Raw genomic sequence first — 14,022 nt, 5'->3', positions numbered from 1 at the left:
ACCCGGTGCGTGCCTGTAGCGTGGTGGGCGTGAACGATGCCGACAGCCGCGTGCGCGAGCAGACCGAGCGGATCCTCAACCTGCTCATCGCGCTGCGCGCCGCCTCCGGGTGGATCGACCGCGATTCCCTCAAGGCGTGCATGGACGAGTACGCCGGCCTCAGCGACGCCGCCTTCGACCGCGCCTTCTCCCGTGACAAGCGCCTGCTCCGCGACCTCGGGATCGAGATCAGCACCGCGACCTGGGACGACGAGTTCACCGGACGCAACGGCTACGGTTACCGGATCACCTCCGACGACTACGAGCTGCCCGAGATCGACCTCACCCCGCAGGAAGCCGCGGTGCTCTCCGTCGCGAGCCGCTTCTGGCAGGACTCGGCGCTCGGCGAGGCGAGCGGGCGGGCGCTCCACAAGCTCCGGGGTCTCGGCATCGACCTCGCCGAGAGCACGGACCCGCTGCCTGCCCGGATGCGGTTCGGCACCGAGACCTTCGCCGCGGCGCTGTCCGCGGTGAACGCCCGGCGCGCCGTGCGCTTCTCCTACCGCAAGCCCGGCGGCGTCGCCGGGGAGCGGCGGCTCGAGCCCTATGCGCTGCTCACCCGCGGCGACCGCGTCTACCTGCTCGGCCGCGACCTCGACAAGGAGGAGATCCGGACCTTCCGGCTCTCCCGCATCTCCGGCACCCTCTCCCGAGTGCACGGCCGGAAGGACGGGGACTACACGGTGCCGGAGGACTTCCGGCCCGGCGACTGGTTCCGGCCGGTCCACGCCTCCGGAGCGAGCACGACCGCGCACCTGCGGCTGCGACCCGGCAGCGGCGACCCGCTGCGCCGCGCCGGCACGCCCGCCGGCACCGACGATGCCGGCTGGGACCTCCTCGCACTCGGCTACGACGATCCGGAGGAGCTCGCCGCGACGCTGGTGGGCTTCGGGCGGGCCGTCGAGGTCGACTCGCCCGCCGACCTCGCCGACGCCCTGGAGCGGATGCGCGGGACCACGCTGGCGGCCCTGACCGCCGCACAGGACGCCCCCGTGGCACCGAGCACACCCGTGGAGACCGAGGCACCCGACACGGAGGAGCGCGCATGACGACGACCGCCTCGACGCGCCTCGCCCGCCTGCTCGGGCTCGTGCCCTACCTTATCGAGAACCCCGGCGCGGATCTTCACCGGACCGCCGCGGTGTTCGGCGTCACCGTCGCCGAGCTCGTCGACGACCTCGAGCTCCTCTTCGTCACCGGCCGGCCCGGCCGCATGCCCGACGACCTCATCGAGGCGAGCTGGGAGGACGGCCGCATCCACCTCGGCAACGCCGACGAGGTGTCCGTGCCCGTGCGTCTCACCCGCGATGAGTCGACGAGCCTCCTCGTCGCCCTCGACTACCTCGCCTCGCTCGATCCGGACCGCCAGGCCGCGATCGCCTCCACCCGGGACAAGATCCGCACCGCCGCCGGACTCCAGGACGAGCGGCCGAGCATCGACGTGGGCGTCCCCGAGCTCGACCGGGAGCTCGCCGCGGAGATCCGCGGCGCCGCGGCCGCCGGCACCGGCCTGGACATCCGCTACTACGTGCCCTCCCGCGACGAGCTCACCGCTCGCACCGTCACCCCGCGCTCCCTGCGGCTCACCGGGCAGTGGTACATGGACGCCTACTGCCACACCTCCGGCGGGGAGCGGTCCTTCGCCGTCGACAACATCCGCAGCGCTGCCCCGACGACAGCACCCGCCGCCCCGCCCGCGCCGACGGACGAGGCCGATGCGGGCTCCGGAGCCGGTGCCGGCCCCGATGAATCCGGCACCGCGGTCACCCTAGCGCTCGCCCCGGCGGCGGCCTGGCTCGCCGACGAGCTCGATCCGCTCGACCGCGCCCACGACACGCACGGCCCCGGCACCGTGACGATGACGCTCCGAGTGCTCTCCGACACCTGGCTCACCCGCCTCCTGCTCCAGCACGGGCGTCACGTGCTCGCCGTCTCCCCTCCCGAGGCCGCCGACGGTGCCATCTCAGCGATCGCCGGCACCGCTCCGGGCGCGGATGATTCCCACGTCGGCAGGGACTAGACTGGATCCCTGAAACCGCTTCCTGAGGAGTCCGCATGCGCCCCGAGCCGATCCACATCATCATCCTGCTCGTCGTCATCCTGCTGATCTTCGGCGCGCCCAAGCTCCCGATGATCGCGAAGAACCTGGGCAAGTCGATGAAGATCTTCAAGTCCGAGGTCAAGGATCTGCGCAACGACGACGACCGCGGCACCGCCGAGCGGCACGAGATCACCGACGCCCCCGAACGTCCCGCAGACCCGACCCGGTCCGCCGAGCGCACCGCCGAGCCCGTCGATTCCACCCGCACCCCCGGCGACGAGCAGCGCCCCCGTCCCTGACCGGTGGTGAAGATCTCCCGTCCCGGCGGTCTGCCGGGAGGCGGCCGTGCCCGTGCGGCCAACCCCGAGAAGCGGATGCCGCTGGCGGGGCACCTCGTCGAACTCCGCAACCGCGTCCTCCTCTCCGTCATCGCCCTCGGGCTCGGCGCCGTCGTGGGCTGGTTCCTCTACGATCCGGTCCTCCAGTTTCTCCAGGCCCCGGTGATGGAGGTGTCCGCGCAGGACGGCCGCGTCGCGGAGGTCAACTTCGCCGGCGTCGCCTCCCCCTTCGACATGAAGGTCAAGGTCGCGGTCTTCATCGGCTTCTTCCTCACCTCCCCGTTCTGGCTCTACCAGGTATGGGCCTTCATCGTGCCGGGCCTGACGAAGAAGGAGAAGCGCTACTCCCTGGGCTTCCTCGCCGCCGCGATCCCGCTGTTCCTCGCCGGCGCCGCACTCGCCTCGTTCGCCCTGCCGAACGCCGTGCGCACGCTCACCGCATTCACCCCCGAGGGTGCGACGAACATCATCCCGGCGCAGGACTACCTCAACTTCGTCATGCTCATCATCGTCGTGTTCGGCATCGCCTTCGTGCTGCCGGTCCTCATGGTGGGCCTCAACCTGCTCGGGCTGCTGTCGGCCGACACCATCCGCAAGTCGTGGCGCTGGGTCGTCGTGCTGATCTTCGCCTTCGCCGCGATCGCCACCCCGACCCCCGATGCGATCTCGATGTTCTTCCTCGTCATCCCCATGACTGCACTGTTCGTCCTCGCCTGGGTGCTGTGCTGGCTCGGCGACCGGCGGCGGAAGGCGCGGATGATCGCCGAGGGCACCTGGGAGGATCCCGCCGAGCTCGACGACTGAGCCGCGAGCGGCCCGGAGGGCGGCGGACGCGCACCTCGAGGCGGTAGAGTCGAGGGCATGGACGACCGCATCCCGCCTGCTCAGGCCTACGCCGCATCGCGGAAGCGCGCAGCGGAGGCGGCCACCCCGTTCGGACGCTTCACCGCCGCGCTATCCTACGGACTCGACCCGTTCCAGGAGCAGGCGTGCCGGGCGCTGGCCGACGGGAGATCCGTGCTCGTCGCCGCCCCGACCGGCGCCGGCAAGACCGTCGTCGCCCAGTTCGCGGTGCTGCTCGCCACCGAGCAGGACGTGCGCGTCTTCTACACCACCCCGATCAAGGCGCTGAGCAACCAGAAGTTCGCAGAGCTCAGCCGGGAGTACGGGGCGGACCGGGTCGGACTGCTCACCGGCGACGTCTCGATCAACCGGGACGCGCAGATCGTCGTGATGACGACCGAGGTGCTGCGCAACATGATCTACTCCGGCACCGACCTCAGCTCCCTCGGCTACGTCGTGCTCGACGAGGTCCACTACCTCGGCGACCGGTTCCGGGGACCGGTGTGGGAGGAGGTCATCATCCACCTGCCCGCCCATGTCGCACTCGTCAGCCTGTCGGCCACCGTGTCCAACGCCGAGGAGTTCGGCGCCTGGCTCCGCGAGGTGCGCGGGCACACCGAGGTCATCGTCAGCGAGCACCGGCCGGTGCCGCTGTACAGCCACGTCGCCGTCGGCACCGACCTCCACCCGCTGTTCCAGGCCGGGGCGCCCGGGCAGGTCAACCGCGACCTCGAGCTGGCGGTGCGGCCCTTCGTCTCCCGGGGCTCCCGGCGGGACCGCCGCCGGCCCATGCACGCACGCTTCCAGCGGCCCTCGCGCACCGCGCTCATCCGCGAGCTCGACGAGGACGACCTGCTCCCGGCGATCTTCTTCATCTTCTCCCGCAATGGCTGCGATGCCGCCGTCGAGCAGTGCCTCGCCGCCGGCCTCGACCTCACCGACAAGGCGGAGAAGCGTCACATCATGGCCCGCCTCGAGGAGCTCCACGACGAGCTCGGCTCCGAGGACCTCTCCGTGCTCGGCTACCACACCTTCTCCACCGGTCTCATCCACGGCTTCGGAGCACACCACGCGGGTCTGATCCCGCAGTTCAAGGAGCTCGTCGAGGAGCTGTTCGTCGACGGCTGCCTGCGCGCGGTGTTCGCCACCGAGACCCTCGCGCTCGGCGTCAACATGCCGGCGCGCACCGTCGTGCTCGAGAAGCTCACGAAGTTCAACGGCGAATCCCATGTGCAGATCACCCCGGGGGAGTACACCCAGCTGACCGGGCGCGCCGGACGGCGCGGGATCGACGTCGAAGGCCACGCCGTCGTCGTCTGGCACCCGAGCACCGAGCTCGCCGACATCGGCTCGCTCGCCTCGAAGCGCACTTACGCGCTGCAGAGCCGATTCACCCCGACGTACAACATGACGGCGAACCTGCTCGCCCGGCTGACCGAGCACGACGCCGCGAAGGTGCTCGAGACCTCGTTCGCCCAGTTCCAGGCGGACAAGGGCGTAGTCGGCCTGGCCCGGCGGGTGCGCCGCAACGAGGAGGCGCTCGCAGGCTACCGGACGTCGATGGAGTGCGAGCGCGGGGACTTCGAGGAGTACGTGCAGCTGCGCCGCACCCTGTCGGAGATGGAGAAGCGGGCCAGCCGCTCACGCACGAAGATCAAGCAGCGGGAGACGATCGAGTCGCTCGGCCGGCTCAAGCACGGCGACGTCATCGTGCTGCCCTCGAAGCGGATCGACGGCACCGCCGTCGTCATCACTCCGATGAGCAACCGGGACGGCGAGCTGCGGCTGCCGACCGTGCTCACCGAGCAGGGCAAGGTGTGGCACCTGCGGATGCACGAGATCACCGAGCCCGCCGTGGTGCTCGGACGCCTCAAGATGCCCAAGCGCTTCAACCACCGGCAGGCATCGGAGCGCCGCGCGCTGCGCGATTCCCTGCTCGCCGCGATCGCCGACGGCCGTGTCGCACAGCCCAGCGAGGCCGCGCAGCCGGCCAAGGGTGCCCGGGTCCAGTCCGAGGAGATCGCACTCGTCCGCGAACAGCTCCGCAGCCACCCCTGCCATTCCTGCCCCGACCGCGAGCACCACGCCCGGTGGGCGGAGCGGGCCGCGAAGCTGCAGCGCGACACCGCCTCGCTGACGAAGCAGATCGAAGGGCGCACGACCTCGATCGCGCAGGTGTTCGACCGGGTGCGCCGCGTGCTCACGACCCTCGGGTTCCTCCCCGACGACGCCCGAATCCTGCGCCGCATCTACGGGGAGCGGGACCTCCTCACCGCGCTGAGCGTGCGCGCCGGGCTGTGGGACCCGCTGTCGGAGCCGGAGGCCGCGGCCTTCGCCTCGAGCCTCGTCTACCAGGCCCGGCGCACCGAGGGGTACTTCAACCCGCGGATCCCCTCCGCGAGCCTCGAGCACGCGCTCGTCGAGCTGCGGAGCACCTGGCAGAACCTCTACCGGCTCGAGGTCGACGCGGACCTGCCGGTGACCCCGGAGCCCGAGTTCGGCCTCGTCGAACCGATCTTCCGATGGACCGAGGGGAAGTCGCTGTCGGCGGCACTGGCCGGATCCGACATCGCCGCCGGGGACTTCGTCCGCTGGGCCAAGCAGACCCTCGACCTGCTCGGCCAGGTCGCCGACGTCTGCGAGCCCGCGACCGCGGTGGTCGTGCGCCGCGCGGCGGACGCGATCCGCCGTGGGGTCGTCGCGGATTGAGACCCCGCGGGGCGGCTGTCAGCGACCGATGCGCCGGACCACGGACTCGATGTCGGAGCCGAAGGTCGAGTCCGTCGACAGGTAGGTCCACGTCGAGGACGGCCGCTTGAGCCCGTATGCGGGCAGGTCGATGCCCGCGTCGGTGAACTCCGCCTCCTCCACGACCTCGGTCGCGCGCTCGAGGACATCGGTCCAGAACCCGGAGAACGCGCCGATCGACTCGGAGTTGAATGCCTCGTGCGGCTTCTCCCGGGCGAGCGTGCGCAGGTGGATGCCCTCGCGCAGATCGTTGAGGAACGCGAGGTGCTCGACCCACCGGTTGTCGAGGGTGAAGAGCAGGACGTCGCGGATCGCGGCGTCGACGGTGTCCTCCCCGTGCGCCTCGTCGAGCTCCTCGACGCGCTCCGGCAGCTCCGCGCGGACCTCGGAGATCCCCGCCTCGCCCTCCCGGATCGCCTTCCGGCGCTCGAGGACGAGCTCGCGCTGCTGGGCCATGAGCTCGTTGAAGCGCCAGGTGTCGCGGTGGACCGCGGTGTTCTCGCCCTCGGCCATGCGCTGGGCGTGCTCGACGAGCTGGGCGGCGCGCTTCGAGGCGATGTGGCCGTGCTCGTCGCCTTCCTCGATGAACCGCTGGGCCTCCGGCACGCGGCTCATGAGCTCGTCCTCGAGGCTGGTGAAGAACACCGAGGAGCCCGGGTCGCCCTGGCGGCCGGCGCGGCCGCGCAGCTGGTCGTCGAGGCGGGAGGACTGGTAGCGGCCGGCGCCGATGACGAGCAGCCCGCCGGATTCGGCGACGGATTCGTCGGCGAGCCGGATGTCGGTGCCGCGCCCGGCCATCTGGGTGGACACGGTGACCGCCCCGGCCCGCCCGGCGCCGGCGATGATCTCCGCCTCTGCGGAATCGTCCTTCGCGTTGAGCACCTGCGCATCGATCCCGCGGGTGCGCAGCCGCTCGGCGAGGCTCTCGGATTCCGCCACCGAGCGGGTGCCGATGAGCACGGGACGGTCCGCGGCATGCTGCTCGACGACCTCGTCGACGATCGCGCGCTCCTTCGACTCCTGGAAGGTGTAGAGACGGTCCGGCTCGTCGACGCGGATGACCTCGAGGTGGGGGTCGACCGGCACGATCTCGAGCCCGTAGAACTCGCGCAGGTCGTCGCCCACGGCGACCGCGGTGCCGGTCATGCCGCACACCGTGTCATAGCCGTGGATGAGCTCCTCGACGGTCATCTGGTCGAGGATCTCGCCGCTGTCTGTCGTCGACAGCTGCTCCTTGACCTCGACGGCGGCCTGCAGCCCGTCGGGCCAGCGCTGAAGCTCGGCCACCCGGCCGCGGGAGTCGGAGATGAGCTTGACGGCGCCGTCGACCACGAGGTAGTCGACGTCGCGATGGACGAGCGCGGAGGCGTAGAGCGCGAGGTTGACTGCGGCGAGCGTCGCCGAGTCGTCCCCGAACAGGTCGACGTCGAGCTCCTCCTCGACCCGGTCGATCCCGGTGTCGGTGAGCGACACCGCCTTCCGGTCGGGGCTGATCTCGTAGTGCTCGCCGGCCACGAGTCCGGCGACGAGCGCGGCGATCTCCGCGTCCCCCGCCTCGTGGCTGGTGGACCCGGCGAGGACGAGCGGGACGCGCGCCTCGTCGATGAGCACGGAGTCGGCCTCGTCGACGATGACGACGTCCCGGCCGGGCACCCGGATCTCCGCGTCGTCGAGCACGAAGCGGTCCCGCAGCACATCGAACCCGACTTCGGTGACGGAGGCGTAGACGACCTCGGAGCGGTAGGCGGACCGGCGCTCCTCCTCGGTCTGGGTGCCGGAGATCGCGGCCGACTCGACACCGAGCAGATCGAACAGCGGCCTCATCCAGGCCTCATCGCGCACCGCGAGGTAGTCGTTGACGCTGACGAGGTGCACGCGGCGCCCCTGCAGGGCGTAGCCGGCGGCGGCCATCGCGCCGACGAGGGTCTTGCCCTCACCGGTGAGCATCTGCACGATCGAGCCCTCGAGCAGCCCGATGAGGCCGGTGATCTGCTCGTCGTAGGGGCGCTCGTCAAGGGTGCGCTCGGCGGCCTCGCGGGCCAGCGCGGCGAACTCGGTGAGCTGGGTCCGCCGCTCGCCGGTCTCGAAGATCTCCCCGGCCTTCACGGTGATCTCCGCGTCGCTGAGCTCGGCGTACTCCTCGCCGAGTCGTTCGATCTCCGGACGGCTCCTGCTGAGCCAGCCGATGCGCCTGTCGGCCTGGGCGCCGGGCCGGTTGAGCAGTCGGGCGAAGAATCCCATCGCGCATGTCCTCCACAGGGGTCGGGTGTCGGTCCCAGTGTACGCAGGGGACGAGGTGTCCCCGCGCATCCTCCGGGCGGTCGGGGGCGCGGTCAGGCGCTGTGCCGGGGAGCGGGTCCGCGGCGCGGCTCGAAGGGCCACGAGGGGTCGACGACGGCATTCGGACGGCCGCGCCCGCGCAGGTACTCCTGGAACGAGGCGGCCTGTTCGCGCTTCCACCCGATCTGCGCGGCGTGGAGCGCAGCGGGGGAGTGGGCGGCGATGTCGGGATGGACCGCGGCGATCGCGAGGGCGATCCGGACGGCCGCCTCGGCGTCGGCGAGGGCCTCGTGCGCCTGGGAGAGCTCGACGCCCCAGTTCTGGGACACCGCGGTGAGCGTGCGCGGCCCCCTGCGGAACTGCTGGGCCCGCTTGTCGAGGACGAAGGTGTCGATGACGGGCGGGCAGACTGCGCGCGCGTCAAGTTCGGCACCGGCGCGCTCGGCCTCGTACTGGAGGATCGTGAGGTCGTAGACGACGTTGTGGCCGACGAGCATGCCGCCGGCTCCGCGGATGGCGGCGACCTTCGCGAGGATCTCCGGCACCGCTTCGGCGACCGGCCGACCGTGGGCGCGGACGTGCTCGGGGGTGATGCCGTGGATGCGGACCGAGGCGGCCGGGATCTCCACGCCGGGATCGACGAGCCAGGTCAACCGTTCGACCGGGTCGCCGCCCGCGAATCGGACGAGCGCGGCGCTGACGATGCGCGCGGTGTGCGGATCCGTCCCCGTGGTCTCGAGGTCGAATCCCCACAGGGGGGCCTCGGTCCAGACCTCCCCGGCGGACTGCTCCCCGGTATGGGCGGCGGCCGGGACACCTGCGGGTGGGGCGACGTCTGCCGGCGGGGCACCGAGCGCGGCGAGCAGGCGCTCGGCGCTCTGCGTCAGACCGTGGCGGGCGGCGAGCTCGCGCAGGGCGACGGGATCCGGATCACCGCCAGCGGCCTCGACGAACCCGGCCACCGGGAGATCCTCCCGGCATGTCATCACCGTGTGGTTGGCCTCGACCGCGGCGCGGTGCTCGAGGATCGCCGCGGCGCGACGCGGGGACAGCCCGTGGGCCCGCTCGCCGGCTTCGGCGGCGGCGAAGATCCCCGGCAGGTCGCCGTAGCCGGAGAGCAGGGCGGCCGCGGTCTTCTCCCCGATGCCCGGCACCCCGACGAGCCCGTCGGAGGGGTCGCCGCGCAGCGCGGCGAGCGCCCGGTACTGCGCGCCGTCGACGACGCCGTAGGACCCGGGCAGGTCGGCGATGCGCAGCGTGTCCCAGACGCCGGCCTTCTTGGGCCTCATGACCACGAGATCGCGGCCCGGGGCGAGGAGGGAGAGGAGATCCCGGTCGGAGGACACGATGACGACGGATTCGTGCGCAGCGGCGGCGATCGAGGCGATGACGTCGTCGGCCTCGGTGCCGGGCACCTCGGCCACGGGGATCCCGGCGGCGGCGAGGAGGGCGGTGATGAGGGGGAGCTGGACGGCGAGGTCCGGCGGGGTCTCCGTGCCGGCGGCCTCGTCGGTGACGCGCTGCGCCTTGTACTCCGGGACGACGGCGGTGCGGAACGCCGGTCGCCAGTCCGCGTCCATCGCCGCGACGATGCGGGTGGAGCCGGTGAGCTCGACGAGGGAGGCGAGTGTCTGGGTCATCCCGCGGGCGGCGTTGATCGGCATCCCGGCGGGGTCGCGGAGCGAATCCGGGAGGGCGTGGAACGCCCGGTAGTACAGCGTCGGGGTGTCGAGGACGACGAGCGGTTGAGTCACGGTGTCACCCTACAACGGCCCTCGGACACGGGTCCGGGGGAGCATCGCGCCCCGCCCGCCGTGGCAGAATGACCGGGTGACTTCCAGGACAGTTCTGCATCACGGCGACGTCTACAGCAGCGCCGATCCCTTCGCCACCGCCATCGCCTTCGAGGGCGACACCGTGACCTGGGTGGGGTCCGATGAGGCCGCCGCCGAGCTCGGCGGGAACCAGGTCGACCTCGCCGAGGACTTCGTGACCCCGGGGTTCGTCAGCGCCGGGGTGGACCTCCGGGACGTCGAGGTGTCGCCCGCGGAGCTCCTGGCCGCCGGCATCACCACCGCGCACGTCGTGGGGGAGAGCACGACGGTGGAGAACTTCGCCGCCGCCGCGCCCCCGGGGCTCGACATCGTCGCCTACCCGCTCGGGCGCACCGACGCGACCGGCGCGGTGGGCATCGCCGAGCTCGACCCGCAGCACCTGCCGGAGCACCCGCAGTTCGCGCTCGTCGACTCCCCGGAGCAGCTCCGGACCGCCCTCGAGCTGTTCCAGGATCCCGTGGTGCGCACCCACGCGCAGCGCCACGGCTACCGGCTGCTCGTCGGCTGCCCCGTCCCTGCCTCAGGTGTGGAGAAGCTCGCCGGTCACGGCATCCCGGTCACCCTCGACCCGACCCGCCACGAGCAGCCGCTCGGCACCATGCTCTCCGCCGGAGTGCAGCTGAGCTTCGCCCTCGATCCCGCATCCCCCTGGCGCTCGCTCAGCGCAGCGGTGTACGGCGCGGCCGACGGCATCTCCGCACGCGCCGCATTCAACTGCGCGACCCGGTTCGGGCTGCGTGCGCTCGGTCGGTTCGAGGCCGGCGTGCTCGCCCCCGGCGCGCTGGCGACTGCGGTGCGCTGGGAGGTCGACGGGCTCGCGGTGCAGGTCGCCGACGAGCGGGTGGCGGCGTGGAGCACCGATCCGCGCTCCGGCACCCCGGGGCTGCCCGATCTGACCGATCCGGAATCGCTGCCCCGGCTGCGCACGGTGTGGGTGCGCGGCACCGAGGTGTGACCGCTTAGCCGAGCGGCGCGGCGCGGACATGCGCGACACGCCGGGAGTGCTGAGATTCTTCGACCTGTTTTCTGCTCCCGCAACCCGCTGTTCACCTGGGCGGATAGGCATCGTCCCAGGTCAGAGCGATTTTGCGGAACCCTGCTCGGCGGGTAGGTTCGACTCTGACGCTCCCGTTGCGGGAGCGCGACCCGGTTCCCGCCGGCATTAGAAAACGTGGGCCTCTCGGTTCCACGGTCCGAAGTCGGTGGGGCCGGGTCCATCGATTCACGCCGGAGTGCCTCACCGGCCCGCCCGCCGGTGTCCTCTAGGGTGGGGGAGTGCCTATGAAGACCCTCATCGTCATCCCCACGTACAACGAGCGGGATTCTCTCCCGCACACCATCGAGTCGATCCGCACCTGGGTGCCCGCGGCCGAGATCCTCGTCGTCGACGACGCCTCGCCGGACGGCACGGGGGAGTGGGCGGACGAGGCCGCGGCGGCCGATCCGCGCATCTCCGTGCTCCATCGCACTGCGAAGAACGGCCTCGGTGCCGCGTATGTCGCCGGCTTCACCTGGGCCCTCGAGCGCGACTACGCGGTGATCTGCGAGATGGACGCCGACGGCTCGCACCGCGGCCGCGACCTGCCGCAGCTGCTCGCGGCGATCGAGGGCGGCGCGGATCTCGTGATCGGCTCCCGCTGGATCCCCGGGGGAGCGGTGGTCAACTGGCCGCGCAACCGCCACCTGCTGTCCCGCGGGGCGAACCTCTACGTCAACGCGGCGATGGGTCTCGGGGTCGGTGACGCGACCGCCGGCTTCCGCGCGTACCGGCGGGAGGCACTTGCGGCGATCGCGCTCGACGACATCGAGTCCCAGGGCTACTGCTTCCAGATCGATATGACGAAGCGGGTGGACGAGGCCGGCTTCCGGATCGCCGAGGTGCCGATCACCTTCGTCGAGCGCGAGCTCGGGGAGTCGAAGATGCACGGCGGAATCATCTCCGAGGCGATGACAAACGTCGCCCGCTGGGGCCTCGAGCGCCGCGGGCGTCAGGTCCGGCGCCTGCTCCGTCGCTGACGCGACATCGGGCGGCGGTCGGCGACCACCACTGAATGCGACGATCCCTGAATGCAGCGATCCCGCCGAGTCCTCTCGGCGGGATCGTGCGCTTTCAGGGGGTCAGCTCTGCGGCGGGGCCTCTCCACGCCGCACTGCCAGCCGCTCGTCGAGCAGCACCTGGAGCTCTTCGAAGGAGCGGCGCTCGAGGAGCATGTCCCAGTGGGTGCGGACGTGCTTCTCCGGCTCCGCCTCGGGCTCCTCGCCGCCCACCCGCATGCCGATGCCGTGGGTTCCCGAGTCCCAGGTCGCGGGCACATCGGCCTCGACGGAGAACGGGACGGTGAAGGTGTGCCCGTCCTCGCAGGCGTACTCGACGACCTGACGCGGCGCCGGCTCGACGCCGACGTCCGATTCGAGGCTCCGCGAGCCCAACTGGGTCCCGCGCAGGCTGCGCTCACTCATTCCTGGTCCACCTTCCGGTCGTGCACGATCGAACAATCCAGTCCAACAGTCTACCGGGCGCTTTCATTCCTCAGGAACGAGGATTCCCCGGCGACGGCGGGTCACCCGCAGGCAGGTGATTCCCGAGCACGGCGAGTGCCCGGGCCGGGTGATCGGTGACGATGCCGTCGACCCCGAGCGCGGCGAGCTCGCGCATGTGCGCGGGTTCGTTGACGGTCCAGACGTGGACGAGGAGCCCGGCGGCATGAGCACGGTCGACGAAGCGGCGCGTCACGACGGTGATGCCGGACCGCCGGTGCGGTACCTGGAAGGCATCGAGGTCCGGATCGAAGCGGTGGGCGGCCCGGCGGCCCGCGAGCAGGAACGCGGCGACCTCGGCGGTGCCCGCGGAGCTGCGCACGCCCGGAAGCGCGGCACGCAGCCGGGCGAGCCGTCGGGTGGAGAACGACGCGAGGCGGATCCGGTGGCCGATGTCCATCGCGCGGATCAGGCGCACGGTGGAGGCGGTGGACCGGTCGGCCTTGACGTCGATGTTGAAGGACACGCCCGGGAGCTCCTCGAGCACGTCCGCCAGGCGGGGGAGTCGACCGCCGCCGGTGAGCTCGATCCGATCGAGGGTCCGGGCGTCGAGGTCGCCGAGGCGTTCGGGGCGGCCGGCGAGGCGCGCGAGGTCGGGATCGTGGACGGCGTAGAGGACCCCGTCGCGGGAGGCGTGCACGTCCGTCTCGATCCAGTCGAGCCCGAGGTTCGCGCAGCGTCGGAAGCCCTCGATGGTGTTCTCCGCGGCGTCGTCCCACAGTCCGCCGCGGTGGGCGATCGTCTCCGGTCCGGTCATCGCACCCACAGTAGCCGAGCGTCGACCCGCGGGCCCGCCGGTCCACCGGCGCCCGCCTGAGGATCGCCTGTGTGGGTGCGACGAAGCGCTCCCTGACGTTGACCACGGCGGCCGTGACCGGGGACAATCGGCGTATGAGCGATCATCGTGAACCCGTGGAACCGACCGAAGTGTACGACTCGACCCATCGCAGCGCCTCGGATCGCATCCGGGCCGCGGCGGACCAGGTGATCTCCGGCGGCGTGCGCGCCGCCGATGCCGCACGGCTGCGGGCGGAGTCCGCCCGCAGCGGCGTGCGCGACTTCGCCGAACAGCCCGTCGATCGGGTCCGCTCCTACTCCGAGCGCGCCCGTACGGAGAGCGCTCGGATCGGCGACCGGGCGAAGTCCCAGGCCCACCGCGCCGCCGCCCCCGGTGGACCGGTGGACTGGACCGAGACGAAGATCAACGGCCTCATCGCCGGCATCGGCACGCGCCTCTCCGACGCGGTGCGCACCGGCAAGGTCGACCGCGTGTTCCAGGTCGCGCAGGAGGGTGTCACGAAGGGCGCCGGACAGGCCCGCCGCCTGCTCCGCCGCTGACGGACCCAGCACCACCCGCCGG

At 71.8% G+C, this 14,022-nt stretch carries 12 protein-coding genes; 8 read left to right on the top strand and 4 right to left on the bottom strand.

The window, feature by feature from the left end; genetic code table 11:
• Positions 1 to 29 precede the first annotated feature (29 nt).
• Genes MTQ12_RS15150 through MTQ12_RS04950 form a run of 5 tightly spaced genes read left to right on the top strand, consistent with a single transcriptional unit; the run spans position 30 to position 5,970 of the window.
• The gene (locus tag MTQ12_RS15150; RefSeq protein WP_247424603.1) at positions 30 to 1,088 is read left to right on the top strand and encodes a WYL domain-containing protein; all 1,059 of its coding nucleotides are present in this window, start codon (positions 30 to 32) and stop codon (positions 1,086 to 1,088) included.
• The gene (locus MTQ12_RS04965; protein ID WP_247424601.1) at positions 1,085 to 2,059 is read left to right on the top strand and encodes a WYL domain-containing protein; all 975 of its coding nucleotides are present in this window, start codon (positions 1,085 to 1,087) and stop codon (positions 2,057 to 2,059) included. Before MTQ12_RS15150 ends, MTQ12_RS04965 begins: the two co-directional genes overlap by 4 nt.
• A 35-nt stretch (positions 2,060 to 2,094) precedes the next feature.
• The gene (tatA, locus tag MTQ12_RS04960) at positions 2,095 to 2,379 is read left to right on the top strand and encodes a Sec-independent protein translocase subunit TatA (RefSeq protein ID WP_247424599.1); all 285 of its coding nucleotides are present in this window, start codon (positions 2,095 to 2,097) and stop codon (positions 2,377 to 2,379) included.
• Positions 2,380 to 2,385: 6 nt separating this feature from the next.
• Positions 2,386 to 3,222 carry a twin-arginine translocase subunit TatC gene (gene tatC / locus MTQ12_RS04955; RefSeq protein WP_265809336.1) on the top strand — a complete coding sequence of 279 codons (837 nt, stop codon included), beginning with the start codon at positions 2,386 to 2,388 and terminating at the stop codon, positions 3,220 to 3,222.
• Positions 3,223 to 3,279: 57 nt separating this feature from the next.
• Complete coding sequence (locus MTQ12_RS04950) at positions 3,280 to 5,970, top strand: DEAD/DEAH box helicase (RefSeq protein ID WP_247424596.1); 2,691 nt, start codon at positions 3,280 to 3,282, stop codon at positions 5,968 to 5,970.
• An 18-nt stretch (positions 5,971 to 5,988) separates the two neighbouring features.
• Here MTQ12_RS04950 and secA2 read toward each other — a convergent pair whose 3' ends face one another.
• Together secA2 and MTQ12_RS15145 are read right to left on the bottom strand one after the other, a co-directional pair.
• The gene (gene secA2 / locus MTQ12_RS04945) at positions 5,989 to 8,250 is read right to left on the bottom strand and encodes an accessory Sec system translocase SecA2 (protein ID WP_247424593.1); all 2,262 of its coding nucleotides are present in this window, start codon (positions 8,248 to 8,250) and stop codon (positions 5,989 to 5,991) included.
• Between the two features lie 92 nt (positions 8,251 to 8,342).
• On the bottom strand, positions 8,343 to 10,043 hold the full coding sequence (locus MTQ12_RS15145) for an exonuclease domain-containing protein (RefSeq protein WP_247424590.1): 1,701 nt from the start codon (positions 10,041 to 10,043) through the stop codon (positions 8,343 to 8,345).
• A 76-nt stretch (positions 10,044 to 10,119) separates the two neighbouring features.
• Between MTQ12_RS15145 and MTQ12_RS04935 the strand changes: the two genes are divergently transcribed.
• Together MTQ12_RS04935 and MTQ12_RS04930 are read left to right on the top strand one after the other, a co-directional pair.
• Positions 10,120 to 11,079, top strand: coding sequence for a metal-dependent hydrolase (locus tag MTQ12_RS04935; RefSeq protein ID WP_247424587.1), 960 nt, complete (start codon positions 10,120 to 10,122; stop codon positions 11,077 to 11,079).
• A 326-nt stretch (positions 11,080 to 11,405) separates the two neighbouring features.
• Entirely contained in the window at positions 11,406 to 12,140 is a 735-nt protein-coding gene (locus MTQ12_RS04930) for a polyprenol monophosphomannose synthase (RefSeq protein WP_247424584.1), read from the top strand.
• A gap of 102 nt (positions 12,141 to 12,242) precedes the next feature.
• On the opposite strand, the gene MTQ12_RS04925 is transcribed toward MTQ12_RS04930, so the two are convergent.
• Both MTQ12_RS04925 and MTQ12_RS04920 read right to left on the bottom strand, forming a co-directional pair.
• Positions 12,243 to 12,584, bottom strand: coding sequence for an RNA polymerase-binding protein RbpA (locus MTQ12_RS04925; protein WP_247424582.1), 342 nt, complete (start codon positions 12,582 to 12,584; stop codon positions 12,243 to 12,245).
• Positions 12,585 to 12,654: 70 nt separating this feature from the next.
• Positions 12,655 to 13,419 carry a glycerophosphodiester phosphodiesterase family protein gene (locus MTQ12_RS04920; RefSeq protein WP_247424578.1) on the bottom strand — a complete coding sequence of 255 codons (765 nt, stop codon included), beginning with the start codon at positions 13,417 to 13,419 and terminating at the stop codon, positions 12,655 to 12,657.
• A 134-nt stretch (positions 13,420 to 13,553) separates the two neighbouring features.
• On the opposite strand from MTQ12_RS04920, the gene MTQ12_RS04915 reads away from it, so the two are divergent.
• Positions 13,554 to 14,000, top strand: a complete 447-nt coding sequence (locus tag MTQ12_RS04915) for a hypothetical protein (protein ID WP_247424575.1) — start codon at positions 13,554 to 13,556, stop codon at positions 13,998 to 14,000.
• Positions 14,001 to 14,022: the final 22 nt, after the last annotated feature.

Source organism: Brevibacterium sp. R8603A2 (genome assembly GCF_023072605.1).
Classification (GTDB): domain Bacteria; phylum Actinomycetota; class Actinomycetes; order Actinomycetales; family Brevibacteriaceae; genus Brevibacterium; species Brevibacterium pityocampae.
The sequence above is the reverse complement of the archived record's forward strand: the minus strand, read 5'-3'. Positions and strand labels throughout refer to the sequence as shown.